Origin of the sequence: Pseudoxanthomonas mexicana (genome assembly GCF_014397415.1) — a bacterium.
Lineage (GTDB): Bacteria > Pseudomonadota > Gammaproteobacteria > Xanthomonadales > Xanthomonadaceae > Pseudoxanthomonas_A > Pseudoxanthomonas_A mexicana.
This window is the reverse complement of the sequence record NZ_CP060731.1, coordinates 1,115,001-1,140,117: the sequence shown is the minus strand read 5'-3', so window position 1 is coordinate 1,140,117 and position 25,117 is coordinate 1,115,001. Positions and strand designations below refer to the sequence as shown.

The following is a 25,117-nucleotide window of genomic DNA, read 5'->3' as shown; positions in this document are numbered from 1 at the left end:
CATGGCGGCATGCCGCGCCTTGCCCTGCTCCTGCTGCCGGTCCTCCTGATCCCGACGCCGTCCTCCGCGCAGGTGTCGAAGCCGGCCGCCACGACCGACGTTACGATCTACCGCTGCACGAATGCCAGTGGCGCGCTGACGCTGCGCGACTCCCCTTGCCTGAAGGGCGAGCAGCAGGATGTCCGCACCATGCAACGTCCACGCGATCCGGCGCCGTCGGCGCAGCCGCCCGCACCGACGCCGACGCCGGCCGCACCGGTCCCGAACACCACCGTCCAGGTGGTGTACCTCACACCGCCCCGCCCCCTGTACGAGTGCGTGACGCCCGACGGCGAGACCTACACCAGCGACGATGGTGAAGGGAATCCGCGCTGGGTGCCCTACTGGTCGGCCGGCTATCCTGCGTGGCCGCGCGACCGCCACACGGGCTCCGCCAGCGTGTCGGGCAATGTATCCATCGGCAACGGCACGCTGTCGTTCCAGAGCGGCGATCCCCGACCGCCACGCCCGCCCCATCCGCCCCGGCCGGGCCACGGTGGTGCCGGCTACGCGCCGGGTGGCGTATGGATCCGCGACACCTGCCACGCGCTGCCGCAATCGGAAGTCTGTGCACGGTTGTCCGACCGGCGCTATGAAATACTCCGGCGCTACGGCAGCGCGATGTCGAGCGAACGACGTGCGCTGGATCTGGAACAGCGCGACATCGACGCGCGCATCGCCAACGACTGCAGGAACCCATGAGCTGTATCCCCGCTCCCTACGCCCGCCGGCTGCTGCTGGCGACCTTCCTCGGCGCCGCCCTCGCGCCCGCATCCCGGGCCGGCGACGTCGTCATCTACCGCTGCACCGACGCCAGCGGCGCCCTGACGCTGCAGAATGCACCGTGCCCCAAGGGCATGAAGCAGGAGCAGCGCACGCTGCAGGGCGTCAACACGGTGCCGATGGCGGCGGCGAACTCGGCTTCGCCACCGACCACTGCACAGATGCAACCGGCCACTCCGACCCGACCCGCGACGCAGGAACCCGCACCCGCCGCGCCCGCGGCCGCGGCCGATGCTCCCCGCCTGCCGCCACCGGTCCTGTTCCAGTGCACCACCTACGACAAGGACACCTACGTCACCGAGGACAGCGAGCCCGCCTCGCGCTGCGTAGCGTTGCGCACGACCGGACTGGACGGCAACCCGCAGGGCGGCGCCGGCCAGGCCTGCGAAGTGGTGCGCGACACCTGCGCCCGCGTGCCCGACGGCGCGCTGTGCGATGCATGGAAGAAGCGCCGCGACGAAACCGAAGTGGCCTGGCGTTTCGCGCGCCGCGAGAATGTCGACAGGAACCGCGCCGAGTACGAGCGCGTGGCGCGCATCCTGTCCGAAAGCGACTGCGGAGAGTAGTTCCGCGTCAGCCCAGCGCCAGCGCCTGGAGATGCCACGCATCGCCGGCACGCCCCTGCATGGCCGCGACCAGGGCGTGCATCAGCAACAGGCGCTTGTCCGCCTCCGGCAACGCAGCCCTCGCCTCGCGTGCGGCCGCGATGCCGTGCCGGTGGTAGGCCGTCATCACCTGCACCGCCTGCTCGTCCCGCCCCGGCGCGCGGGCGACCGGAACATGGCCCAGCGCACGCACCATGGCCTCCGCCGTGGACCAGGTCGACCACGGGTTCTGCCCGGTGACGATGCGGCCGTCGACGACCGTGTTGTCCAGATACATCGGGCCTTCCACGTAGTGCCCGCCCTTCTGCAGGATGCGGTCCTGGAGCAGATAGGGGAATCGTGAACGCGCATCCTCGATCAGGAACAGCTCCTCGGCGTTGCTGAAGGCCGCCACGCGACGTCCACGCAGCAGCGGCGTGCCGTCGTCCAGCACCACGTCGAGCAACGCGGCCGGGCCATGACAGACGGCACCGATGACACCACCGCGCTGGTACACATCGCGCACCAGGCGCTGGATGCCGGGATCGCCGGGAAAATCGAACATGGTCCCCTTGCCGCCGACGAAGTAGACCGCGGCATAACGCGACGCATCCACGTCGGCCACGCGCAGGCTCGCGGCCAGTTTCCGTCGCGCCCCGGCATCGTTGAGGAAGGCGAAGTCGGTGGCCACCATGTCCTCGTCATCGCGCCGCATCGGCGGTGCGCCTCCGCGGGGACTGGCGATGTCCACCTCGTAGCCGTTGGCCTGGAACACGTAGTACGCACGCGCCAGCTCGGTCAGTTCGAAACCGGCCTTCTTTTCGCCACCGGGAAAGTGCGAGGTACTGGTGACCACGGCGAGGATGCGGCCACGCGACCCGTGCACCGCCGCCCGCATGAAGTCCAGGTCGGCCACCGTGCTGCGCGCGCCCGCAGGCGGCTGGCTGTCCAGGTCCAGTGCGCGCATGTACGCGAAGCCGACGATGCATACCACCAGGACGAGCGCACCACACGCCGTCGCGACCCGCTTGATCCAGCGTCCCATCTTCGTGTCCCCGCTCTGTGACGGGAACACGCTAGCGGGCACGCATCAAACGAACGTCAATCAGAACCCGTAGCGCAGGAACCCGCCATCCACCGCGATGCACTCGCCGGTGATGTAGCTGGAGGCGGGCAGGCAGAGGAATCCGACGGCGGCAGCGACTTCCTCCGGCTCGCCGATGCGACGCATCGGCGTGCGCGCGATCACTTCGTCGTAGTAGTCCGGGTCCGACAGCGGACCGGAGGTGCGGCGCGTGCGGATGTACCAGGGCGCCACCGCATTCACGCGCACGCCGTCCTCGGCCCATTCGGCGGCGAGGTTGCGGGTCAGCTGGTGCAGCGCGGCCTTGGTCATCCCGTAGGGCGCGCCGCTGCGTACGGCGGTGATGCCCGACACGCTGCCCACGTTGACAATGCACGAAGCGGCATGCCGGGTGAGCAGCGGATGCGCGTAGCGCGACAGCTCGAAGGCGGAGAATACGTTGGTCTCGAAAATGCCACGCCACTCGTCCTCGGTGTAGTCCACCGCGGCCCGGGTGACATTGCCGCCCGCGTTGTTGACCAGGATGTTCAGGCCTTCGGCGTGGTCTTCCACCCAGTCGAGGATGGCACGGCGGTCCTCGTCATCGGCCACGTCGGCGGCCAGCACGCTGATCTCGCGCTCGGGGAATTCCTCGGCCAAGTCCTGGCGCGCGTCCTGCAGTGCGTCCGCGTCGCGCGCGACCATCAACACATCGGCGCCGAAGCCCAGCAGTTCGCGCGTGATCGCCAGCCCGATGCCCGCGCTGGCGCCGGTCACCAGCGCCAGTTGTCCCTCCAGTCGCCACCGGTTCGCCGCCACGTGCGTCTCCTTCATCGTTGGGCGTAGCATAGCGCCACGTCACATGAGGATCGTCGCCATGCCCGGGATCCGCTTCGCCCTGATCGCCTCGCTCGCCCTGCTGGCCACGGCCTGCCACGCACCGGAGCCGCCGCCCACCGACGAGCCACCGGAACCGCAGGCCACCGCATCGACGACGCCCAGCGGCACGGAACTGCGCGACGCGATGCAGGCACCGATCCAGAAAGCCGAGGCCGTGGAGGCGCAGGTCCAGGCGGCGGCCGATCGCACGAACGCCGCCGAAGCCGACGCCGCCGGCAACGCCAGCGCGCCCTGAGCGTCAGCCTTCGCCGTCGGCGGCGAACTCCACCCAGCGCCACTCACCGTCCACACGCCCCTGGTAGAACTGGTAGGGCGCGCAGGACAGCACGTAGCGGTCGTCCTCGCGCAGCGGCGCCGCGGTACGCAGGCAGTGGCGCACCTCGACGGTCAGCAGGGCCGGCACCACCTCGCGCGCCACGCCTTCACGGGCATGGTCCCGGCCTTCGAACAGGAACGGCAGCCGGGTCATGGCGACGACCGCATCGACATCGTTCGCAGCGACGGCGGCGCGCCAGCGCGCGAGAAACGCATCGAATTCCGTGTCGGCATCCCCCGCCCGTGCGGACGGCAGGGTGCTGACGAGCGCGAGCGCCAGCGCGGTGACGACACGTATCATCGGCCTCACTCCGGTTCTCCCTCGCAGACCGCCGGCGGCACGTCGCCCGCGCAGGCGCGCGGCCAGCTCGGCAGGCGCAGGGCGACCCAGGGATGATCGTCCAGTCCTTCGCAGACCGGCGCCGGCGCGAATCCTTCGGGCAGCGCCATGCCGGGCATGTCGCAGGCATGCGGCGCCGAGGCATCCCGCGACGTGCTCACCACCCGCTGCAGTCGACCGTCCCTGAACCACAGCGTCGCCCAGTGCCAAGGTTCGGGATCGAGATCCATCACCCACAGCGTCTTGCAACCCGTGTAGTCGTCCGGCAGGTCCGCATTGCGTGGATGCGCCAGCATGAAGCCCCCGGGCGTCGCCACCACACCGGCGTTTTCCGGCACCGACACATGCGCACAGGACGGCAGGTCGGGCAGGCCCGGCTGCGTCGCCCGGGCGCCGCCCGCGCATGCCAGCGCGATCATCGCCAGTGCGGCCACCTTCATGCGTTTCATCCGCACTCCACACTCCGTCGATGCTGCCTACAACGCGGATTGCGGGCATGACGGCCACCCCATGGCGCAAACGGAGCGGGCCGCCCGGTCACCCGGGCGGCCCGCTGGATCACGTGATGCCGGTCGCGGTCAAAAGCCGCAGAAGCAGTACGCCAGCGTCTTCACCGGCGCGCCCTGGCGGTCGTTGACGGCTTCCTCGACGAAGCGCAGCTGCGCTTCCATCTCGGGCAGGCTGCGCGCCAGCAGCGCGCGCGCGAAGTCCGAATCCTTCAGCCAGGCCGCACCGATGCGGCTGCCCGCGAAGCCGCCCATGAACTGCGAGAACGGCGAGGACATCTTCTCGATGTAGCGCACACGGTACTTGCCGGCCTCGCCCAGCTTGGCGCGCCGGGCGGCGTCGGCCAGGGCCGCGTCCAGGCCCGCCAGTTCGTCGACCAGCCCGCGCTCCTTGGCCTGCGCACCGCTCCACACGCGGCCACGGGCGACGGCATCGATCTCCTCGACGGACTTCTTGCGCGCGTCGGCGACCTTGCCGGTGAAGTCGGCGTAGCCCTTGTCGATGACCGACTGGATCACCTGGCCCACGGCCGGGTCCAGCGGACGGGTGATGTCGAACGCGCCGGCGAAGCGGGTGGTGCCCACGCCATCGGTGCGCACGCCGATCTTCTCCAGCGTGCGCGGCACGGTGGGGATCATGCCGAAGATGCCGATCGAGCCGGTGATGGTGGACGGGTCGGCGTAGATGCGGTCGGCATTCATGCTGATCCAGTAGCCGCCGGACGCGGCCAGGTCGCCCATGGACACGACCACCGGCTTGCCGGCCTTCTTCAGCGCGGCCACTTCGCGGCGGATCTGCTCGGAGGCGTACACGCCACCGCCGGGCGAATCCACGCGCAGCACCACGGCCTTCACGTCGTCGTCGTCGCGCGCCTCGCGCAGCAGCGCCGAGGTGGACAGGCCACCCACGCGGCCGGCCGGCTGGTCGCCGTCGGTGATCTCGCCTTCGGCCACGACCACTGCCACCTGCGGGCGCTTGTCGAGCGGATTGATCTTGGCGTCGAGCTGGGTCAGATAGCCGGTCAGGCCGATGGCACGGAAGCCGGTGTCCGAATCCTCATCGGCCACGCCGCGCTCGATCAGCAGGTCCTCGACTTCTTCCTGGGTCTTCAGGCCATCCACCAGCTTCTGCTGCAGCGCGTACTTGGCCAGGTCGCCGCCCGCGGCGGCGATGCCCTCGGGCAGCGTGTCGATGCCGGCGGCCAGCGCTTCGGGCGTGGTCTTGCGGACCTTGGCGATGTCGGCCAGCAGGCGCTGCCACACGTCGTTCATCCAGTACAGGTCGGCTTCCTTGGCTTTCTTGGAGGCGGCGTCCAGCACGTAGGGTTCGGCCGCGGACTTGTACTCGCCCACCTTGAACAGGTGTACGTCCACGCCCAGCTTGTCCTGCAGGCCTTCACGGTAGTACTGGCGGTAGCGGCCCAGGCCCTCCAGCATCAGGCTGCCCATCGGATCGAGGTAAACCTCGTCGGCCTGCGCGGCCAGCAGGTACTGGGTCTGGCTGAGGTTCTCGCCGAAGGCGACGATCTGCTTGCCGGACGCGCGGAACTTCGCCAGCGCGGCGGCGACTTCGCGCAGCGAGGCGTAGCCGGTGGGCTGCAGCTGGTCCACGCGCAGCAGCATGCGCTCGATCTTCTCGTCCTTCTGCGCCGCCTCGATGGCGCGCAGCAGGTCGCGCAGCTGCACTTCCTCGGCGCTCTTGTCGCCCAGCGCCTTGGCCAGCGCGCGGGTGGCGGGATCGGCGGTGAACTGCTCCACCAGGCGGCCTTCCGGCGCCAGCACGAAGGTGGTGCGCTCCATCAGCGGCTTCACCCCGCCACTGCCGGCGGCGATGATGAAGAAGATGAAGACCAGGAACAGCAGCCCGAAGAAGATCAGGTTGAGGACCAGCTTGCGGGTGAAATTCGCCACGTCCCACAGGCCGACGAAGAAGGCGGCGACCGGGCTGCGACGGGGTGCGGGGGCGACTTGGCTCATGGGGAACTCCGGGAAACTGGGACCACTGTAGCGTGCGGCCATCGGGCTTTCATGCCCCGATGGTCACCCGTCAGGCTGACATGACGGCGGGCCGGCGCCGGCTGCTGCGCTCGAAGCGCCAGCCCAGCAGCACGGCCGCGGCGGTCAGGCCCACGATCAGGCCCAGCCACATGCCCTGCGGGCCCCAGCCCAGCCCCAGGCCCAAACCGGCGCCCAGCGGCATGCCCAGGCCCCAGTACGACACCACCGCCAGCCACATGGGCACCCGGGTGTCCTTCAGCCCGCGCAGTGCGCCGGCCGACAGCACCTGGATGCCATCGGGGAACTGGAAGGCGGCGGCGAACAGCAGCAGGGTGCCGGCCAGCGCGGCCACCGCCAGGTCGTCGGTGTACAGGGACACCACCAGGTCGTGCCCCAGCAGCAGGAACAGCGCCGACATGGCCTGCGTCGCCAATACGATGACGTAGCCGGCGTGCGCGGCGCGGCGGATGCCGGCCACGTCGCCCGAGCCGACCGCATGGCCCACGCGCACGGTGGTGGCCTCGGCCACGCCCATCGGCACCATGAAGCACAGCGCCGACACGTTGATGGCGATCTGGTGGGCGGCGGCGGGCGTGGCCCCCAGGCGTGCGATCAGCAGCGCGGTGACGATGAACAGGCTGCCTTCCATCAGTACGGTGATGCCGATCGGCAGGCCGGTGCGCAGCAGCTGCATGATCGGCCCGCGGCGCGGCGGATCGAAATGCGCGAACAGGTGCAGGTCGGCGAACCGCTTCGCACGCGCGAGGTACGTCGCGAACGCGATGGCCTGCAGCCACATGGTCAGCGCCGAGGCGATGCCCAGGCCGCCTGCGCCCATTTCCGGGAATCCCAGCTTGCCGAACGTCAGCACGTAGCCCACCGGTGCCAGCACCAGCAGCCCGCCGAAGCCGAGGATCATCGTGGGCAGCGTCCAGTGCGTGCCCTCGCTGAGATAGCGCATGCAGAAGTAGAACGTCAGCGCCGGTACGCCCCAGCGGATGCCGTGCAGGAACGCGGTGGCGCCGGGAATGATGTCGGGCGCGATGCCGAATGCCGCCAGTGCGTGCGGCGCCACGCTGAGGAAGGCGAACATCAGCACGCCCAGGCCCAGCGACAGCCACAGCGCCTGGCGGAACAGCGGCGCGATCTCGGCGCGCCGGTTCGCGCCGTCCAGCTGCGAGACCGAGGCGGTCAGCGAGATCAGCGTGCCGATCGGCACCATCATCGGCAGCCACAGCAGCGCCGTGCCCACCGTCACCGCCGCCAGCGTGGCGGTGGCGTGGTGGCCGGCGATCACGTTGTCGACGAAGCCGATCAGGCCGGTGGAGACATGGCCCAGCACCAGCGGCAGCGCGAGCGTGGCCGTCGCACGCACTTCCTGGCCGAAGCGCGGGGTCGGGGAGGGAGACACAGACATGGGGATCAACCGCCGGACTACGGTCGCGCGGTTTCGCGCTGGCACCGGGTCACGGGAGGCCGTTATCTTACCCGCTCGCCACCTGCGCCACCCGAACGCCCCATGACCCCATCGCACGATGCCGTGCACGCCAGCGCGTGCGAGAACTGCCAGACGCCGCTGCAGGGCGGGTTCTGCCACGTCTGCGGACAGAATGCACACAACCCGCTGCGCAGCTTCGGGCATGCGGTGGAAGAGGTATTCGAATCGTTCTGGCACCTGGACGGCCGCATCTTCCGCACCCTGCGCACGTTGCTGTCGCCGGGCAGGCTGGCCAACGCCTACCTGGCCGGCCACCGGGCGCCGTACGTGGCGCCGCTGCGGCTGTTCGTCATCCTCAGCGTGCTGACGTTCTTCGTGGGCAAGTTCGCCATGGGCAGCGGCGACGTGCTGAGCCCGCCTGCCGTGGCGGACGGCAAGGGCGGCACGACGGTCCAGGTGACGGGCGCGGGGGGCGAAGGCGTCGATTTCGCATCGTTGACCGATCCCGACGAAGTGGTGCGCCTGCGCGACCGCACCATCGACGGGCTGCTGGCTGCCCGCGCCACCATTCCGCCGACGCTCGTGTTCGCACGCGAACGGGTGGAAGACAACATCCGTGGCACCCAGGCGCGGGCGCGCGCGCGCATCGCCGAACTGCAGCCCGACCACCCGGCGCTGGCCCAGCCCGACCGGATTCCGGAAAACGGGCCGATGCCCGACAGCACCGGCTCGCTGTTCTCCCAGAACGGCAAGCCCTGGCATCCGGTCGACAACCCCGTGCGCGTGGCCTGGCTTCCGGAGTTCGGCAACCGCTGGTTGAACAAGAAGATCGCACGCGCGCAGGACAACATCCCGCGCCTGCAGAAAGACCCGGAACTGTTCAAGAACGCCATGATGGGCGCCGTGCCGTCCGCGCTGTTCGTGCTGGTGCCGGTGTTCGCGCTGCTGTTGAAGCTGGCCTACATCGGCACAGGCCGGTTCTATCTGGAGCACCTGGTGGTGGCGCTCTACAGCCACGCCTACCTGTGCCTGTGCGTGCTGGCGTTCTTCCTGCTCTCCTTCATCGACAGCCTGCTGCCCGCGCAGGCGACCGTGGCGCGGGCGCCGGTGTGGCTGGCCGAGTTGCTGGTCATGTTCTGGATGCCGGTCTACCTGTTCTGGATGCAGCAGCGCGTCTATCGCCAGCACCCGGTCGTCACGCTGCTGAAGTACCTCGCGCTGGGCATGCTGTACTTCATGCTGGTCGTCACGGCCATGGTCCTGCTGTCCCTGACCAGCCTGGTGAATGCTTAGAAAAGCCGTACCGCGCTTTCCAGGGAAAACCTGGGCCCTTGCGGCCGGTCGATCGATCGCCCGATGCAGGGTGCGGCGGATCCGCTCCGACAGAATCCCGGGCTAGCGTTCACGCCGTTGCTGCAGCCATGCGCGGCGTCGGCCATCAGGCACCGCCAGCAATTCGCGACGGAACGCATCCCGGTCCTGCGGCGGCAGCCGCTGCGCGAGCGCGGCCAGGTCGTCGCGCTGCTCCGCATCCAGCCGCCGCAGGATGGCCAGCAGGCCATCGCGCTCGGTGGGCGGGACGTAAGCGAACAGCGGCTGCAGGCGCGGCCAGTCGGCGCCCAGGTCCGGACCCAGCCGCCAGCCCTGCCGCTGCATCGCGTCCAGCATGCCGAACTGCGTGCGCAGCGCGGCCTGGTGTTCCGGCGGCAGCGCCGCGATCTCGCTGGCGGCGGCGCGCAACCGCGTGCGTTGCACCTCGTCCAGCGCGCGCCAGGCGGCGTAGCGCGCGCGACGGTCCTCGCGCTCGTGCCGCGGCAAGGCGTCCCAGGCCAGGCGACGCTGCTGCCATTCGGCCTGCGCCGTGGGCGACATGGTGGCCCAGCGGGATGCGTTCGTTGCGTCCTGCGCGGGCGACGCGCCGATGCCCGCCAACAGGGCGATGACGGCCATCGCGCGCACGGCAGTCGCCGGTCTGCGGTCAGCGCGCCGCATCGGTCGCGGCTCCTGCATCGGGGTTGGGCACAGCGGTCGACGACATCGCGCCGGCACCCGCGACGTACCAGGCCAGAAAATCCGCTTCGCGGGCATGGGCCTCGTCATCGGCATCGGCGAGGAGCGCGAAATCCCCATGGGTCTCGGCGGGGATCAAGTTGTCTGCGCGCAAGGCGGGCGCCTCGGCCGCGGGCAGGGGTGCCGACGTGATGACCGGATCAGGCGGAAGCGCCGAGACCCCTTCTTCCGCGGCGGGCGCCCCTGTCGGCGTCGATGCCGGCGGTGGCGCCTGCCCTTGCCACCACCAAAGCGCCGCGCCCGCGGCGGCCAGCAGCAGGATGCCGGCCAGCAGGATCCACGGCCAGCGGCGCCGGGCATCGACAGTCCTGGTCTCTGGCGCCTTCGCCGGCGCCACGGCCGGCACGCGGGTGCCGGCCAGGGCGTCCTCGCGCAGGCGGGCGAGTTTGGCCAGCCGGTCGGGGGACAGTTCCCGCAGCTGCGTCTGGATCGCCTCGGCCACGGCGCGCCACGCGGCGGCATCGGGATGGCCCAACGCGTCGCGGGGGCAGGCACGGGCCAGGGCATCGCGGTAAGCCGCGCCATCGAGCCCCAGGGCGTCGGCGGCGTCGGCTTCCTGCAGGCCACCGGCCAGCCGCAGCAACAGCGCGGCACGGTCGAGCGGCGCGGCCGCGGCCAGGGCGGACAGCGCGCCCGGCCATCGAGCGTCAGGGGCAGCCGTCCGCAACGGCGGCGCGGCGGACAGCAGCGACCAGAAGCGCACCGGCCAGTCCGCCATCGGCAGCGCCGCCGCATTGCCACGGAACGCTCGCAGGGCAGCGGCCAGGGCGACATCGCCGCGGTCCGGGTCGCCGCACTGGAGTTCGGCGAACACGGCGCCGCGACGCTCGCAGCCACGCAGGAAGGCGGCCAGGGCGGCGGGGGGAGAGCCGACGGTGTCTTGGGGAGCCATCATGGAACCGGTTGCGGATGGCCGATGATAGTCACCCATCCGGCCCGTATGGACGCTTGACAGCGCGTCGGAATCTGCTCTCCCCGATGGCACAAGGGTTTCGACGAAACAACGTTGTGCACAGCGGTCATCGATCCGTCATCCGTGGCCGCTGACCCACCCCTGGCGCCCATGTTTCATTTCGGTTTCACGGTCAAGCTACTGATTTTATTTGGAATTATGCCGCTGGCGTTTTTTTCGCCAACCCGACCCGGATGCTTGCGGGACCGTCATTGCGCCGTGAAGCATTAACGCCATGCACAGATTTATCCACAACCTGTGTGGATAAACCGGAATCCCCTTTGGAGATCGGCACTTGCGTGATTTTCGTCAAGATTCTGGCAGGACATCGCCGCAACTGTGTGAGACCTGACCGCCATCGGAAGGGGCCGATACACTGCACGCGATGCCGCCCGATCACGTCCTTCAAGTCGCCCTGCCCGTGCCGTTGCCACGGTTGTTCGACTACCTGCCCCCTATCGGCCAGGCCGCCTCGCCAGGCGATGTCGGCAAGCGGGTGAGCGTGATGTTCGGCAACCGGGCGCTGACCGGGTTCGTCGCCGGGGTCGGCCCGCCGTCCGATCCCGGCCTGGACCTCCGACCGGCGGACGCACTGCTGGACGCGGCCCCCCTGCTGCACGGCGAGCTGCTGGAATCGCTGCACTGGCTGGCCCGCTACACGCACGCCCCGCTGGGCGAGGTGGTGGCCACCGCCCTGCCGGTGCTGTTGCGCCAGGGCGAGCCGTTGCCCGATACCCATGCCTGGCATTGGCGCCTGACGGAAGCCGGCCTTTCGGGACGCGAGCGCCTGCGCGCGGGTAGCCGACCACGGCGGCTGGCGGACCTGCTGGCGCAGCACGGCACCCTCGATGAAGACGTGCTGGACCTGCACCTGGACACAGGACGCGCCACCGCACGCGATTTGGGCAAGCGTGGGTTGGCGGAGCGCTTCGCGGCCCCGCCTGCCGCCGCCGTCGCGTCGCCGCGGCCCGGCCCGGCGCTCAACGACGAACAGCAAGCCGCTGCCGACGCGATCATCGGCACCTCGGGGTTCGGTGCCCTCCTACTCGACGGCGTGACCGGCAGCGGAAAGACCGAGGTCTACCTGCACGCCATCGCCGACTGCCTGCGGCGCGGCCGGCAGGCGCTGGTGCTGGTGCCGGAGATCGGCCTGACCCCGCAGACGCTGTCGCGCTTTCGCGAACGGCTGGGCGTGCCGGTGCATGCACTGCACTCCGGCCTCAACGACGGTGAGCGCGCCCGCACCTGGGCCGCCTGCCTGCGCGGCGAGGCGCGGGTGATCGTGGGCACGCGCTCGGCGGTGTTCACGCCGCTGCCGGAGGCCGGCCTGATCGTGGTCGACGAGGAGCACGACGGCAGCTACAAGCAGCAGGACGGCATCCGCTACCACGCACGCGACTTCGCGCTGGTACGCGGCAAGGCGCTGGACGTGCCGGTGGTGCTGGGCAGCGCCACGCCATCGCTGGAAACCCTGCACAACGCACGCAGCGGCCGCTATGCGCACCTGCGCCTGTCGCGTCGTGCCGGTGAGGCGCAGCCGCCGGCCGTGCGCGTGCTGGACATGCGCAAGCGCGCGCAGCAGGCCGGCCTGCTGTCGGACACGCTGCAGGCGATCCGCCAGGCGCTGGACGCCGGCGGCCAGGTGCTGGTGTTCAAGAACCGTCGCGGCTACGCCCCGGTCCTGCTGTGCCACGACTGCGGCTGGAGCGCGCAGTGCAAGCGCTGCGACAGCCCCATGACCGTGCACGCGGGTGGCAAGCGGTTGCAGTGCCACCACTGCGGCGCGCGGCAGGCGGCGCCACCGGCCTGCCCCGACTGCGGGGGTCTGGCGCTGCAACCGCAGGGCATCGGCACCGAGCGGCTGGAAGAACTGCTGGCCGAACAGTTCGCGGACGTGCCGGTGCTGCGCGTGGATCGCGGCACCACGCAGAAGCGCGACGGCCTGGCGCAGCAACTGGCGAAGCTGGGCGACACGCCCGGCATCCTGGTAGGCACGCAGATCCTGGCCAAGGGCCACGACCTGCCGCATCTCACCCGTGTGGCCGTGGTCGGCGTGGACGAGGGCCTGTTCTCCACCGACTTCCGGGCCGGCGAGAAGCTGGCGCAGCAGCTCATCCAGGTGGCCGGACGCGCGGGACGCGCGGGCAAGCGCGGCGATGTGTGGCTGCAGACGCACCATCCCGACCATCCGCTGCTGAACACGCTGATCAGCGGCGGCTACCACGCCTTCGCCGAGGCCGAACTGGAGCAACGCCAGATGGCCGGGTTCCCGCCCTTCGCGCACCTGGCGCTGCTGCGCGCCGAAGCCCAGCACGTCGACGCCGCGCAGCAGTTCCTGCAGGCGGCGAAGCGCGCGTTGCGCGCACACGATGCCTCGCTGGAGATGCACGGACCACTGCCTGCACCCATGCCGCGTCGCGCAGGCCTGCATCGCGTACAGCTGCTGCTGTCCTCAGCCGAGCGGCGCGCCCTGCATCGCGCGCTCGATCTCGCGCTCCCCGACATCCGCGCCCTGCCGGAAGCCCGCCGTACGCGCTGGTCGCTCGATGTCGACCCCATGGACCTGTACTGATGACGCCCACGTCCCGTGCCGAACTGACGCCCGCCCAACGCCTGCGCAGCATCTTCAGCGGCTCGGTCGGCAACCTGGTGGAGTGGTACGACTGGTACGTCTACGCGGCGTTCTCGCTGTACTTCGCCGAGGTGTTCTTCCCCGGCGGCGACCGCACCAGCCAGTTGCTGAAGACCGCTGCGATCTTCGCGGTGGGCTTTTTGATGCGCCCGCTCGGCGGCTGGCTGCTGGGCCGTTACGCCGATCGCCACGGCCGCAGGCGCGCGCTGATGCTGTCGGTGGTGATGATGTGCGGCGGTTCGCTGATCATCGCCTGCACGCCCGGCTACGCGAGCATCGGCGTGGCCGCACCGATCCTGCTGGTGCTGGCGCGGCTGCTGCAGGGACTGTCGGTCGGCGGCGAATACGGCACCTCGGCGACCTATCTCAGCGAGATGGCCACGCGCGGGCATCGCGGCTTCTGGTCCAGCTTCCAGTACGTCACGCTGGTGATGGGGCACCTGATTGCGTTGGCCGTACTGATCGCGCTGCAGCGTGTGTTCCTCACCGACGAGCAACTGCGCGAATGGGGCTGGCGCATCCCGTTCGCGATCGGCGCGGTGGCGGCGCTGGTGGCGTTGTGGCTGCGCCGGAACATGGTGGAAACCGAGTCCTTCTCCCGCCACGAGGCCGCGGGCACGCCGGACCAGCAGGAGGCGCAGGGCACGCTGCGCGCGCTGATGCAGCACCCACGCGCGGTGCTCGCCGTGGTCGGGCTGACGATGGGCGGCACGCTGGCCTTCTACACGTACACCACCTACGTGCACAAATTCCTCGTCAACAGCGCCGGCATGGCCAGCGAGACGGCCAGCCTGATCAACGCTTCCACGCTGTTCTTCTTCATGCTGCTGCAACCGGTGGTCGGCGCGCTGTCCGACCGGATCGGCCGCCGGCGGATCCTCATCGCGTTCGGCGTGCTGGGCACGCTGTGCACGTGGCCGATCCTGTCGACGCTGCAGACCGTATCCAGCCCGGCGCAGGCGTTCTGGCTGGTCATGGCGGCACTGGTGATCCTCAGCGGCTACACCGCGATCAACGCGGTGGTGAAGGCGGAAATGTTCCCGGTGGAGATCCGCGCCCTCGGCGTCGGCCTGCCCTATGCACTGACCGTCGCGCTCTTCGGCGGAACGGCGGACATGGTCGCGCTGTGGTTCAAGAAGATCGGCATGGAGACCGGCTTCTACGGGTACGTCACCGCCTGCATCGCGTGTTCGCTGCTGGTCTACCTGTGGATGCCCGACACGCGCACGACCTCGCTGATCGACCGCGACCCGGACTGAACGACGGCGGCGGGCCGCGTGCGACAATCCGTCGCGATCCGCCACGCACTTCGTGGCTGCGGGAGACGGCATGCAGGCAGCACACCATTTCGTCATCGTCGGCGGTGGCTTCGCCGGCCTCTGGGCCACGCGCGCGCTGGCGTCCGCGCCGGTGCGCATCACCCTGATCGACCGGCACAACCATCACCTGTTCCAGCCGCTGCTCTACCAGGTCGCCACCGCCGGATTGTCGGCACCCGATATCGCCGCGCCGCTGCGCCACATCCTGCGCAAGCAGGCCAACGTGGAAGTGCGGCTGGCGGAGGTCGCTGCGATCGCGCCGCAGGAGAAGCATGTCGTATTGGCCGACGGCACGACCATCGCCTACGACGCGTTGCTGCTTGCGACGGGCGCGACGCATGCCTATTTCGGCCACGACGAGTGGGCGCGGCATGCGCCCGGCCTGAAGACGCTGGACGATGCCCTGCAGCTGCGCCGCCATCTGCTGCTCGCCTTCGAGCGCGCTGAAGCCGAGACCGATCCCGGGAAACGCGCCGCGTGGCTCAGCTTCGCCATCGTCGGCGGCGGACCGACCGGCGTGGAACTGGCCGGCACGCTGGCCGAGATCGCGCGGCATACGCTGACGAACGAGTTCCGCCGCATCGACCCCTCGCAGGCGCGCGTGCGGCTGGTGGAGGCGGGACCGCGCGTGCTGGCGTCCTTTCCCGACACGCTGTCGGAGAAGGCGCGCAGGCAGTTGGAACGGCTGGGCGTCGAGGTCGTCACCGGCACGCCGGTCAGCGACATCACCGACGAGGGTTACCGGCTGGGCGACACCTTCGTGCCGGCGAAGACGGTGGTGTGGGCTGCCGGCGTGGCCGCGTCACCGCTGGCGCGCACGCTCGACGTGCCACTGGATCGCGCCGGCCGCGTGCCCGTGCAGCCCGACCTCAGTGTCGCGGGGCATCCGGACATCTTTGTCGCGGGAGATCTCGCCGCCGTGACCTCGGACGGGCGCCCCGTGCCCGGCGTGGCGCCGGCGGCGAAACAGATGGGTCGGCACGTGGCGCAGGTACTGCGCGCACGCCTGGATGGGCGCGCATCGCCTGGCGACTTCCGCTACCAGGACTATGGCAACCTCGCGACCATCGGCCGCATGGCGGCCGTGGTGGATTTCGGCCGGTTGAAGTTCTCCGGCCTGCTGGCTTGGTGGTTCTGGTTGACGGCGCACGTGTTCTTCCTGATCGGCTTCCGTAACCGGCTGGTGGTGCTGTTGAACTGGTGCTGGGCGTACTGGAGCTACCAGCGCGGCGCGCGGATCATCCTGGGCAAGGACGAGGATCAGGCCGGATCGACGCGACAGGCGTAGCAGCCAGGTCGCGCGTTGTGGACGTGCAGGTAGGCGACGTCCGGCACGGCGAGCAGGCGTTGCAGGTGGGACAGCGCGTCGCTTCCTTCCACCGCATCGGCATCGCGCATCAGGCCGTTTGCATCGTACGCGCGCAGCGACAGCAGGCGTCGCGGAAAGCTGGGCGGCAGCGTGTCGCGGAATACCGCCGCGGGCTGCTGCATGGCGGCCTCGCGTACGTAGATGGGCCCACTGGCACGATAGGGGCCTGCCACGTCGTGGTGCAGGAACGGCAGCAGCAACAGCGTCTCGCCCTGCCGCGCGTCTTCCAGGATGACCCGGCACGGGAATCCCCGGTCGGCGTCGGCGACGACGCGGCGTATGTTGCGCGCCGCCAGCGCGCCGTCGTCGAGTGCGAACAACGGCCGGAAGGTGTCGGGCGACAGCCCGCGGATCACGAACGACATGGCATCAGGCTCCGGAACAGAGGACGCCATGCTCGCGCCGCCGTCACGGCGGCGCTATCCGGATCTTGTTCGGCCCGCTTCTAGTCCAGCGGATAACGCGTGCCGTCGGCCATGACCAGCTCGCCCTCGCCGATGCGCTCGCTGTCGGCGTCGACGGTGATGAACTCGGCTTCCAGGCGTCCCTGACCCTTGCTGCCTTTCAGGTCGAAGATATAGCGCTCGCCTTCTGCCGCCCAGGACGCGTCGCGATCGAAGGCCGCCTCGCGGATGTCGCCGATATGGCGTCGCACCACCGGGTGCGCCTGCATCGCCGCATTGGCCTGCAACACGAAGATGCCATCCTGGCGCGCGAAGGTCTCGGGAACGTCCCCGTCGACCTGCTCTCCCGGGAACGGAGGCTCGCCCTCGAATGCCAGTTCGCGCCCATCGGCCAGCGTCAGCACGCCCTTGCCCAGGCGTTCGGTATCCGCATCGACGGTGATGAACTCCGCCACGATATGCCCGCGCCCCTTGTCGCCGACCAGTGCGAACGCGAACTCGTTGACGCCCTCCGCTTCGCCGGTCGCGGCCATGTCGAACTCGAAGGTCTGCAGCGCGCCGATGTGCTGCTGCACCAGCGGATAACGCTGCACGGCCACGCGGGCCTGGCGGGTGAAGATGTTGTCCTGCATGTCGCCGAACAGATCGTCGACGCCCGCGCCCTCGTCGGCTGCCTCGCCCTCGCCGGGCGGTTCGCCCTCGAATGCCAGCCGCCGGCCATCGGCCAGCGTCAGCACGCCCTTGCCCAGGCGCTCGGTACCCGCATCGACGGTGATGAAATCGGCCTGCAGGCGCCCGCGTCCCTTGTCGCCTGCCACGTCGAACACGAAGGTGTTCATGCCGGGCGCGGCGCCGGTGGCGTCGGTATCGATCTCGAACGTCGTGATCTGCCCGATGTGCTGGCGGATCAGGGGGTAACGCTGCGCGGCTTCCTGTGCCTGCCGGGTAAAGAGGCCGGCGCCCGCTTCGACATCCTCATCATGCTCATGGTCATGCGCGTGGCCGTCCTCCGCAGCCAGCGCATCGGCGTCGCCCTCGATGGCGTGCCGGGTGCCGTCGGCCATGACCAGCATGCCCGGACCCAGCGCCTCCTGAGTAGCGCTGACCGTGATGAAACGCGCGGTGACGCGCCCCTTGCCACGACTTCCCTCCACATCGAACACCAGTACGTCCGGACCGGGTTCGTCCATGCTGGCCGCTTCGTCCAGCGTCACCTTGCGGATCGCGCCCAACTGCGCGGCCACGACGGGATCGACCTGCATCGCCGCACGCGCCTGCGCGTCGTATTCCTCACGATCGATGCCGAAGCGGATGCCACGTTCGGTACTGTCTGATTTCTCGTTTCCGCCCTCGGCCGCATTCGTCGCCGCGATCGCCGGCAATGCCGCCAGGCCCAATGCCGCCACCGCCGCCCACGCGAGCTTTGCCCACCGCCTGCTGCCCCACCCCATGCCGTGCTCCTTTGCCGGTCTGCCGCCCAATGCGGATCGCGGCGTAGTGGACCACACTTCCGCCGGACGATGAACACGCCAATGGAAAAGGCCCCTTGCGGGGCCTCTTCGAAGACATCGTGCGACGCGGATCAGGCCGCGAACAGGGCTTTCATCTTCTTCAGCGCATTGGCTTCGACCTGGCGCACGCGCTCGGCGGAGATGCCGTACTCGTCGGCGAGTTCCTGCAGCGTGACCTTGCTTTCGCCATCCAGCCAGCGACGCTTGATGATGTCGCGCGAGCGGTCGTCCAGGTTGGCCAGGCCTTCGCGCAACAGTTCCAGCTGGTTGTCCTCGCTGTCTGCGCGTTCGTAGGCCTGCGAAGGATCCTCGTCGTGCGCGACAAGGTAGCTGGCCGGCGACGGCGGTGCATGGTCCTCGTCCTCGTCCGCGGGGGCATCGAACCCGATATCGCGACCGGAAAGGCGCGCTTCCATCTCCAGCACTTCCCGCTCGGACACATTGAGGTCCTTGGCGATGGCGCTGACCTCTTCGGCATTCATCCAGCCCAGCCGCGTCTTGGACTTGCGCAGGTTGAAGAACAGCTTGCGCTGCGCCTTCGTCGTGGCGACTTTGACGATGCGCCAGTTCTTCAGGATGAACTCGTGCATCTCGGCACGGATCCAGTGCACCGCGAAGCTCACCAGGCGCACGCCCATGTCGGGGTCGAAGCGCTTCACCGCCTTCATCAGGCCGATGTTGCCTTCCTGGATCAGGTCGCCCAGCGGCAGGCCGTAGCCGTTGTAGCCGCGGGCCACGTGCACCACGAAACGCAGGTGCGAGTGCACCAGTTCGCGTGCCGCATCGAGGTCTTCCTCTTCGCGGTAGCGCTGCGCCAGGGCGCGCTCGTCCTCGACCGTCAGCACCGGGATCTGGTGCACGGCGCTGATGTAGGCGTCGAGCGAGCCCAGGGCACTGGGGATCGGCAGGTTGTTGGCGACCAAGGCGGTAGTGGAGGTGTTCTGGCTCATGGGCAAGGATGTTAGCAGTCGGGGGGTTCGACTGCTAACCACATGGGAAGTTCCCCATTGTCCCAGCACTGCAACGATGGCGCGCCATCCCGCCCGGCACCCAAGCCCTTTATCAGTCAATGACTTGGTAATGGGCGGGCCCGCCACCGCGCGCGACACGGGTGATCGCGTCGGCTCGGGTGGAACTGGCGTTCAGGTTCGGGTGCCCATCGCGACGACAGCCGGGGGCTGCCGGCTGGCTTGGCGCGTCAGTACCCCCGCCGCCAGCGCGTCGGCGCCCGGCAGACGAGAAGGATGGAAGCCGGGTCGCAGGTAGTCCAGCAGATGCTGCAGCGTGCGGCGTGCCATGCCATGGCCCGTGCCCAGATGCCAGGCTGCCTGCCGCCAGGCGGCCTTGCGCAAGAGCCGCCGATCCTGAGCCAGCAGGGCCGTCGTCAGACCGGTCATCAACAGATAGAACAGGGTGCTCGTCGTGATCGCGCCGAGCAGACGCACCGGATAGCGGGGTGAAACCGCCTGCAGCAGATCGAAGGCGACCGCGCGATGTTCGATCTCCTCCGCGAAGTGCCATTCCATCAGGTCGCGCATGCGCGGATCTGCGGAAGCGAGAATCGACTGGGACAGGAACTCGTATCCCAGAAAGGCATTGATGTGCTCGACGCAGCTGACCAGCGAAGCCCGGAACCAGAGGGGCGCGAAACGGTCCATCACCCGAAAGACCCAGCGGTCGACCATGCGCTCGAACCCGCGGTATGCGTAGCCCTGCGCATCCAGATTGTCCCAGTAGCGCTTGTGCGCCACGCCGTGCTGCGCTTCCTGACGGATGAAATCCTGGCAGCGACCCAGCAGCGTTTCGTCGCGCACATGCGGCAGGCATGCATTGAGCGTGCGGATGTAGAACGCCTCGTTGGCAGGCACCAGGATGGTGTAAGCATTCAACAGCGACGATACGAATTCGTTCCCCGGCAGCCAGTGCCGGGGAATGTCCCCGGGCAACCCGGCGGCGAAGCGGCGTGGCGTGATGCGCTCGTCCATGTAGATGCGTCCCTGCGCGTTCCAAGCGTTCTTCAATGATCTGCGTCCTCGCCCATCGCGCGGACTGCCACGTTTTGGCTTTGCCTCACGACCCGAAGTACGGCTACGGAGCGGAAGCGTCGCTCGCGTCCTGGACCTGCCTCAGGACGCGCAACAGGTTGCCACCCCAGATCTTCCTCACATCGCCTTCCGAATAGCCCGCCGCCAGCAGGGCCTCCGTGATCCTGGGCAGGGCGGTGACGTCCTCCATGCCCACCACGCCGCCGCCGCCATCCCAGTCGGCACCGATACCGACGTGGTCGACGCCCGCGACGCGGATGATGTGCAGCAGGTGCGACATGTAGTCATCGAAGGTCGCCCGCTTGACGGGATACCGCGCTTCGATCGCGCGGCGCTCACTCAGATAGGCCGTCACGCGGCTCGTCGGCAGTCGCTCCTCCGGACCGAACTTCTCCGACAGGGCTTCGAGCGCCGCCTCTCTCTCTGGTACCTTGGGGATGTCGACTAGGTAGCCGCCATAGGCATTGACGTGGATGACGCCTCCTTTGGCAGCAAGCCGACGGATACGCGCATCGTCGATGTTGCGAGGGTGGTCGTACACCGCGTCCGCACTGGTGTGGGAAAGCACGATGGGCGCACGCGACAGTTCCAGCAGCTGGTCGAACACCGCATCGCTCGCGTGCGAGGCGTCCAGCACGATGCCAAGCCGGTTCGCCTGCTCCACGAGCGCGCGCCCGGCAGGGCTCAGTCCGTTCCACTCCGCTCCTGCAGGATCCGTCGATGAATCCCCGAACTCGTTGTTGCGCACATGGGTGATCCCCAGCATCCGCAGGCCAAGGCGGTGGTAGACCTCCAGCAGGCTTGGGTCGCTCGCCAGCGGCGCCGCGTTCTCCATGCTGATGAAGCTCACGCGCCTGCCGGCCGATGCGATCCGCTCGGCATCGGCCACCGTCAGCGCAAGCTCCATGTCTGAGGCGTGCGCGGCGAGCATCTCGCGAATGCTGACCAACCGTTCCAACCCGTGATCCCGGGCCGCGCGCTTGCCCGCCTCATCGCGCGCGCCCTGCGCCGTGTAGATGACCCAGAACCCGCCATCCAGGCCTCCTGCCTTCATGCGCGGGAGATCCACTTGCGACAGCTCGCCTTCGTGGCGATGGTCGTCGGCAATGCTCCATCCCGGCCGTCGCAGGTTCGCCGGCGTATCCAGATGGGTATCGAGCACCAAGGCACCCTCATGTATGCGCGCCGCTTCCGCACTGGCGTCCTTCGCTGCGATGTCAGCGCTCGCCAATATCGCCAGCGTGGTGGCCAAGGCCAACAAAGTCCGCTTCATGCTTCGCCCCTGTGAGATGAACCCCGATTGTTGGCGAAAGCCGGGCAATAAAAAACCCCCAGCCTTACGGCTGGGGGTTTCGGGATAAAGCCCCTGGCGATGACCTACTCTTGCATGGCTTAAGCCACACTACCATCGGCGCGGCTGCGTTTCACTTCCGTGTTCGGGATGGGAACGGGTGGGACCACAGCGCTAATTTCACCAGGGAGAGGGTTGGAGCGTCGCCATCCAGGGAACGGATTAAGGCGCCAATCTCTCATAGGGTCTTGTGACGTAGCGGGCATTGGATTTTCTCTGACGATATCGTCGAGTCCAAGGCCACTTGAGGTTATATGGTCAAGCCGCACGGATCATTAGTATCAGTTAGCTCAATGGGTTGCCCCACTTACACACCTGACCTATCAACCACCTAGTCTTGATGGTTCCTTTAGGGGGCTTGTGCCCCGGGAAGTCTCATCTTGAGGCGCGCTTCCCGCTTAGATGCTTTCAGCGGTTATCGCTTCCGAACATAGCTACCCGGCAATGCCACTGGCGTGACAACCGGAACACCAGAGGTTCGTCCACTCCGGTCCTCTCGTACTAGGAGCAGCCCCTCTCAAACTTCCAACGCCCATGGCAGATAGGGACCGAACTGTCTCACGACGTTCTGAACCCAGCTCGCGTACCACTTTAAATGGCGAACAGCCATACCCTTGGGACCGACTACAGCCCCAGGATGTGATGAGCCGACATCGAGGTGCCAAACACCGCCGTCGATATGAACTCTTGGGCGGTATCAGCCTGTTATCCCCGGAGTACCTTTTATCCGTTGAGCGATGGCCCTTCCATACAGAACCACCGGATCACTAAGTCCTACTTTCGTACCTGCTTGATCCGTCGATCTCGCAGTCAAGCACGCTTATGCCTTTGCACACAGTGCGCGATGTCCGACCGCGCTGAGCGTACCTTCGAGCTCCTCCGTTACTCTTTGGGAGGAGACCGCCCCAGTCAAACTACCCACCATACATGGTCCCCGATCCGGATTACGGACCTAGGTTAGAACGTCAAGCACATCAGGGTGGTATTTCAAGGTTGGCTCCGCCGAAGCTAGCGCCTCGGTTTCATAGCCTCCCACCTATCCTACACAGACGAACTCAACGTTCAATGTAAAGCTATAGTAAAGGTTCACGGGGTCTTTCCGTCTTGCCACGGGAACGCTGCATCTTCACAGCGATTTCAATTTCACTGAGTCTCGGGTGGAGACAGCGCCGCTGTCGTTACGCCATTCGTGCAGGTCGGAACTTACCCGACAAGGAATTTCGCTACCTTAGGACCGTTATAGTTACGGCCGCCGTTTACTGGGGCTTCGATCAAGAGCTTCGCCTTGCGGCTGACCCCATCAATTAACCTTCCAGCACCGGGCAGGCGTCACACCCTATACGTCCACTTTCGTGTTTGCAGAGTGCTGTGTTTTTGATAAACAGTCGCAGCGGCCTGGTTTCTGCGACCCCCCTCAGCTATAGCCCGCATGGGCCACCAAAGAGGGTGCACCTTCTCCCGAAGTTACGGTGCCATGTTGCCTAGTTCCTTCACCCGAGTTCTCTCAAGCGCCTGAGAATTCTCATCCTACCCACCTGTGTCGGTTTACGGTACGGTCTGCGTGAGCTGAAGCTTAGGAGCTTTTCCTGGAAGCGTGGTATCAGTGACTTCGCCCTAAAGGGCTCGTCTCGGTGCTCGGTCTTAAAGGATCCCGGATTTGCCAAAGATCCAAACCTACCGCCTTTCCCCGGGACAACCAACGCCCGGTACACCTAACCTTCTCCGTCCCTCCATCGCACTCACGCGAGGTGCAGGAATATTAACCTGCTTCCCATCGACTACGGCTTTCGCCCTCGCCTTAGGGACCGACTAACCCTGCGTCGATTAACGTTGCGCAAGGAAACCTTGGGCTTTCGGCGTGCGGGCTTTTCACCCGCATTATCGTTACTCATGTCAGCATTCGCACTTCCGATACCTCCAGCAGCCTTCTCAAGCCACCTTCGCAGGCTTACGGAACGCTCCTCTACCGCGCATAACAAAGTTATGCACCCCAAGCTTCGGTTTCGTGCTTAGCCCCGTTAAATCTTCCGCGCAGACCGACTCGACCAGTGAGCTATTACGCTTTCTTTAAAGGGTGGCTGCTTCTAAGCCAACCTCCTGGCTGTCTGTGCCTTTCCACATCGTTTTCCACTTAGCACGAAATTTGGGACCTTAGCTGTGGGTCTGGGTTGTTTCCCTTTTCACGACGGACGTTAGCACCCGCCGTGTGTCTCCCGTACATTCTGTCTTGGTATTCGGAGTTTGCCATGGTTTGCTAAGACGCGATGTCCCGCTAGCCATAACAGTGCTCTACCCCCAAGAAGATTCATACGAGGCGCTACCTAAATAGCTTTCGAGGAGAACCAGCTATCTCCGGGTTCGATTAGCTTTTCACTCCTAATCACACCTCATCCCCTACCTTTGCAACGGGAGTGGGTTCGGGCCTCCAGTACCTGTTACGGCACCTTCACCCTGGGCATGACTAGATCACCCGGTTTCGGGTCTACTGCCCGCGACTATGCGCCCTTATCAGACTCGGTTTCCCTTCGCCTCCCCTATACGGTTAAGCTTGCCACGAACAGTAAGTCGCTGACCCATTATACAAAAGGTACGCAGTCACCCTTGCGGGCTCCTACTGCTTGTACGCACACGGTTTCAGGATCTATTTCACTCCCCTCTCCGGGGTTCTTTTCGCCTTTCCCTCACGGTACTGGTTCACTATCGGTCGGTCAGGAGTATTTAGCCTTGGAGGATGGTCCCCCCATGTTCAGACAGGGTTTCTCGTGCCCCGCCTTACTCGTCTTCACTGAAAAGGTCTTTTCGAATACCGGGCTGTCACCGTCTATGGCCAGTCTTTCCAGACTGTTCTTCTAAAACCAATCCAGCTTAAGGGCTGGTCCCCGTTCGCTCGTCACTACTCAGGGAATCTCGGTTGATTTCTTTTCCTCCGGTTACTTAGATATTTCAGTTCACCGGGTTTGCCTCCAGCAGCTATGTATTCACTGCAGGATACTGCCGAAGCAGTGGGTTTCCCCATTCGGACATTGCGGGATCAATGCTTGTTGCCAGCTCCCCCGCACTTTTCGCAGGCTGCCACGTCCTTCATCGCCTCTGACCGCCAAGGCATCCACCGTGTGCGCTTATTCGCTTGACCATATAACCCCAAGTCGCCTCGGAGTTACATGCCGTGTTGATGGGGTACAAAGCCACCAACGCGAACATACGACTCAATTTATTAGGGACTCGAAGTCCCCGCCTTAGCCTCAACGACACGTCTAGATGAAAATCTAAAACGCTCGCTACGTCACAAGTTGTTAAAGAACACGAAGCCGGCTTCAGCGCCGATCCGTTTCAAAATAATCTTTTAGTGTGCGATTGCAGGTTTCAGAAGTAATGGCCAGCCTGGTTTTGGTGGGTCTGGGAGGACTCGAACCACCGACCTCACCCTTATCAGGGGTGCGCTCTAACCACCTGAGCTACAGACCCAAAAGTCGTCCTCAGTGGTGGAGCCTGTCGGGA

At 67.1% G+C, this 25,117-nt stretch carries 20 protein-coding genes, 2 tRNA genes and 2 rRNA genes (1 of these 24 running past the window's edge); 7 read left to right on the top strand and 17 right to left on the bottom strand.

Features of this window, described 5'->3' with window-relative positions; all coding sequences use genetic code 11:
* The first annotated feature begins 9 nt into the window (after positions 1-9).
* Complete coding sequence (locus IAE60_RS05195) at positions 10-741, top strand: DUF4124 domain-containing protein (RefSeq protein ID WP_244966662.1); 732 nt, start codon at positions 10-12, stop codon at positions 739-741.
* On the top strand, positions 738-1,388 hold the full coding sequence (locus tag IAE60_RS05190; RefSeq protein ID WP_187574120.1) for a DUF4124 domain-containing protein: 651 nt from the start codon (positions 738-740) through the stop codon (positions 1,386-1,388). The genes IAE60_RS05195 and IAE60_RS05190 overlap by 4 nt, the downstream gene beginning before the upstream one ends.
* Before the next feature lie 7 nt (positions 1,389-1,395).
* Here IAE60_RS05190 and IAE60_RS05185 read toward each other — a convergent pair whose 3' ends face one another.
* Together IAE60_RS05185 and IAE60_RS05180 are read right to left on the bottom strand one after the other, a co-directional pair.
* A complete protein-coding gene (locus IAE60_RS05185; protein ID WP_187574119.1) occupies positions 1,396-2,451 on the bottom strand; it encodes a type 1 glutamine amidotransferase domain-containing protein in 1,056 nt (351 codons plus the stop codon).
* Positions 2,452-2,511: 60 nt separating this feature from the next.
* Entirely contained in the window at positions 2,512-3,288 is a 777-nt protein-coding gene (locus tag IAE60_RS05180; protein WP_187574118.1) for an SDR family oxidoreductase, read from the bottom strand.
* A 58-nt stretch (positions 3,289-3,346) separates the two neighbouring features.
* On the opposite strand from IAE60_RS05180, the gene IAE60_RS05175 reads away from it, so the two are divergent.
* Complete coding sequence (locus IAE60_RS05175; protein ID WP_162111381.1) at positions 3,347-3,604, top strand: hypothetical protein; 258 nt, start codon at positions 3,347-3,349, stop codon at positions 3,602-3,604.
* Positions 3,605-3,607: 3 nt separating this feature from the next.
* On the opposite strand, the gene IAE60_RS05170 is transcribed toward IAE60_RS05175, so the two are convergent.
* The 4 genes from IAE60_RS05170 to IAE60_RS05155 all read right to left on the bottom strand — a co-directional run bounded on the left by IAE60_RS05170 (position 3,608) and on the right by IAE60_RS05155 (position 7,945).
* Positions 3,608-3,985: a hypothetical protein gene (locus IAE60_RS05170; protein WP_187574117.1), complete on the bottom strand. Its 378-nt coding sequence runs from the start codon at positions 3,983-3,985 to the stop codon at positions 3,608-3,610.
* 5 nt (positions 3,986-3,990) lie between these two features.
* Entirely contained in the window at positions 3,991-4,473 is a 483-nt protein-coding gene (locus IAE60_RS05165; protein WP_187574116.1) for a hypothetical protein, read from the bottom strand.
* Positions 4,474-4,602: 129 nt separating this feature from the next.
* Positions 4,603-6,507: a signal peptide peptidase SppA gene (gene sppA / locus IAE60_RS05160; RefSeq protein WP_187574115.1), complete on the bottom strand. Its 1,905-nt coding sequence runs from the start codon at positions 6,505-6,507 to the stop codon at positions 4,603-4,605.
* Between the two features lie 70 nt (positions 6,508-6,577).
* Complete coding sequence (locus IAE60_RS05155) at positions 6,578-7,945, bottom strand: MATE family efflux transporter (RefSeq protein WP_187574114.1); 1,368 nt, start codon at positions 7,943-7,945, stop codon at positions 6,578-6,580.
* A gap of 102 nt (positions 7,946-8,047) precedes the next feature.
* Here IAE60_RS05155 and IAE60_RS05150 point away from each other — a divergent pair, with 102 nt between their 5' ends.
* Complete coding sequence (locus IAE60_RS05150) at positions 8,048-9,259, top strand: DUF3667 domain-containing protein (protein ID WP_162111377.1); 1,212 nt, start codon at positions 8,048-8,050, stop codon at positions 9,257-9,259.
* A 102-nt stretch (positions 9,260-9,361) separates the two neighbouring features.
* Here the strand turns inward: IAE60_RS05150 and IAE60_RS05145 are convergent, their stop codons facing one another.
* Together IAE60_RS05145 and IAE60_RS05140 are read right to left on the bottom strand one after the other, a co-directional pair.
* Positions 9,362-9,958 carry a DUF3106 domain-containing protein gene (locus IAE60_RS05145; RefSeq protein WP_238395082.1) on the bottom strand — a complete coding sequence of 199 codons (597 nt, stop codon included), beginning with the start codon at positions 9,956-9,958 and terminating at the stop codon, positions 9,362-9,364.
* On the bottom strand, positions 9,945-10,931 hold the full coding sequence (locus IAE60_RS05140; protein WP_187574113.1) for a hypothetical protein: 987 nt from the start codon (positions 10,929-10,931) through the stop codon (positions 9,945-9,947). The genes IAE60_RS05145 and IAE60_RS05140 overlap by 14 nt, the downstream gene beginning before the upstream one ends.
* A 442-nt stretch (positions 10,932-11,373) precedes the next feature.
* Between IAE60_RS05140 and IAE60_RS05135 the strand changes: the two genes are divergently transcribed.
* The 3 genes from IAE60_RS05135 to IAE60_RS05125 all read left to right on the top strand — a co-directional run bounded on the left by IAE60_RS05135 (position 11,374) and on the right by IAE60_RS05125 (position 16,227).
* Complete coding sequence (locus IAE60_RS05135; protein WP_187574112.1) at positions 11,374-13,560, top strand: primosomal protein N'; 2,187 nt, start codon at positions 11,374-11,376, stop codon at positions 13,558-13,560.
* Complete coding sequence (locus IAE60_RS05130; protein WP_187574111.1) at positions 13,560-14,879, top strand: MFS transporter; 1,320 nt, start codon at positions 13,560-13,562, stop codon at positions 14,877-14,879. The genes IAE60_RS05135 and IAE60_RS05130 overlap by 1 nt, the downstream gene beginning before the upstream one ends.
* Before the next feature lie 70 nt (positions 14,880-14,949).
* The gene (locus IAE60_RS05125) at positions 14,950-16,227 is read left to right on the top strand and encodes an NAD(P)/FAD-dependent oxidoreductase (RefSeq protein ID WP_187574110.1); all 1,278 of its coding nucleotides are present in this window, start codon (positions 14,950-14,952) and stop codon (positions 16,225-16,227) included.
* On the opposite strand, the gene IAE60_RS05120 is transcribed toward IAE60_RS05125, so the two are convergent.
* The 9 genes from IAE60_RS05120 to IAE60_RS05080 form a co-directional block, all read right to left on the bottom strand.
* On the bottom strand, positions 16,200-16,673 hold the full coding sequence (locus IAE60_RS05120) for a DUF1203 domain-containing protein (protein WP_187574109.1): 474 nt from the start codon (positions 16,671-16,673) through the stop codon (positions 16,200-16,202). The two genes, IAE60_RS05125 and IAE60_RS05120, sit on opposite strands and share 28 nt — an antisense overlap.
* 80 nt (positions 16,674-16,753) lie before the next feature.
* Entirely contained in the window at positions 16,754-18,163 is a 1,410-nt protein-coding gene (locus IAE60_RS05115) for a hypothetical protein (RefSeq protein ID WP_187574108.1), read from the bottom strand.
* Between the two features lie 131 nt (positions 18,164-18,294).
* Positions 18,295-19,173 (bottom strand): RNA polymerase sigma factor RpoH, encoded by an 879-nt coding sequence (gene rpoH / locus IAE60_RS05110; RefSeq protein ID WP_162111302.1) that lies wholly within the window; start codon positions 19,171-19,173, stop codon positions 18,295-18,297.
* Between the two features lie 192 nt (positions 19,174-19,365).
* Positions 19,366-20,244, bottom strand: a complete 879-nt coding sequence (locus IAE60_RS05105; RefSeq protein WP_187574107.1) for a metal-dependent hydrolase — start codon at positions 20,242-20,244, stop codon at positions 19,366-19,368.
* A gap of 67 nt (positions 20,245-20,311) precedes the next feature.
* Positions 20,312-21,541 (bottom strand): dipeptidase, encoded by a 1,230-nt coding sequence (locus IAE60_RS05100; protein ID WP_187574106.1) that lies wholly within the window; start codon positions 21,539-21,541, stop codon positions 20,312-20,314.
* A gap of 91 nt (positions 21,542-21,632) precedes the next feature.
* Positions 21,633-21,747, bottom strand: a 5S ribosomal RNA gene (rrf, locus tag IAE60_RS05095).
* A 126-nt stretch (positions 21,748-21,873) separates the two neighbouring features.
* Positions 21,874-24,752: ribosomal RNA gene (locus tag IAE60_RS05090) — 23S ribosomal RNA — on the bottom strand.
* A gap of 255 nt (positions 24,753-25,007) precedes the next feature.
* A tRNA-Ile gene (locus IAE60_RS05085) sits at positions 25,008-25,084 on the bottom strand.
* Between the two features lie 15 nt (positions 25,085-25,099).
* Positions 25,100-25,117 (bottom strand) — tRNA-Ala (locus IAE60_RS05080); it runs 58 nt beyond the window's last position.

Bases quoted from the DNA above. Each gene is read 5' to 3' on its own strand.
- IAE60_RS05190 (WP_187574120.1), top strand. From the start codon at position 738: ATGAGCTGTATCCCCGCTCCCTACGCCCGCCGGCTGCTGCTGGCGACC.
- IAE60_RS05135 (WP_187574112.1), top strand. From the start codon at position 11,374: ATGCCGCCCGATCACGTCCTTCAAGTCGCCCTGCCCGTGCCGTTGCCA.
- sppA (WP_187574115.1), bottom strand. From the start codon at position 6,507: ATGAGCCAAGTCGCCCCCGCACCCCGTCGCAGCCCGGTCGCCGCCTTC.
- IAE60_RS05115 (WP_187574108.1), bottom strand. From the start codon at position 18,163: ATGGGGTGGGGCAGCAGGCGGTGGGCAAAGCTCGCGTGGGCGGCGGTG.
- IAE60_RS05145 (WP_238395082.1), bottom strand. From the start codon at position 9,958: ATGCGGCGCGCTGACCGCAGACCGGCGACTGCCGTGCGCGCGATGGCC.
- IAE60_RS05170 (WP_187574117.1), bottom strand. From the start codon at position 3,985: ATGATACGTGTCGTCACCGCGCTGGCGCTCGCGCTCGTCAGCACCCTG.
- IAE60_RS05100 (WP_187574106.1), bottom strand. From the start codon at position 21,541: ATGAAGCGGACTTTGTTGGCCTTGGCCACCACGCTGGCGATATTGGCG.
- IAE60_RS05155 (WP_187574114.1), bottom strand. From the start codon at position 7,945: ATGTCTGTGTCTCCCTCCCCGACCCCGCGCTTCGGCCAGGAAGTGCGT.
- rpoH (WP_162111302.1), bottom strand. From the start codon at position 19,173: ATGAGCCAGAACACCTCCACTACCGCCTTGGTCGCCAACAACCTGCCG.
- IAE60_RS05120 (WP_187574109.1), bottom strand. From the start codon at position 16,673: ATGTCGTTCGTGATCCGCGGGCTGTCGCCCGACACCTTCCGGCCGTTG.
- IAE60_RS05185 (WP_187574119.1), bottom strand. From the start codon at position 2,451: ATGGGACGCTGGATCAAGCGGGTCGCGACGGCGTGTGGTGCGCTCGTC.
- IAE60_RS05125 (WP_187574110.1), top strand. From the start codon at position 14,950: ATGCAGGCAGCACACCATTTCGTCATCGTCGGCGGTGGCTTCGCCGGC.
- IAE60_RS05140 (WP_187574113.1), bottom strand. From the start codon at position 10,931: ATGATGGCTCCCCAAGACACCGTCGGCTCTCCCCCCGCCGCCCTGGCC.
- IAE60_RS05130 (WP_187574111.1), top strand. From the start codon at position 13,560: ATGACGCCCACGTCCCGTGCCGAACTGACGCCCGCCCAACGCCTGCGC.
- IAE60_RS05150 (WP_162111377.1), top strand. From the start codon at position 8,048: ATGACCCCATCGCACGATGCCGTGCACGCCAGCGCGTGCGAGAACTGC.
- IAE60_RS05195 (WP_244966662.1), top strand. From the start codon at position 10: ATGCCGCGCCTTGCCCTGCTCCTGCTGCCGGTCCTCCTGATCCCGACG.
- IAE60_RS05175 (WP_162111381.1), top strand. From the start codon at position 3,347: ATGCCCGGGATCCGCTTCGCCCTGATCGCCTCGCTCGCCCTGCTGGCC.
- IAE60_RS05165 (WP_187574116.1), bottom strand. From the start codon at position 4,473: ATGAAACGCATGAAGGTGGCCGCACTGGCGATGATCGCGCTGGCATGC.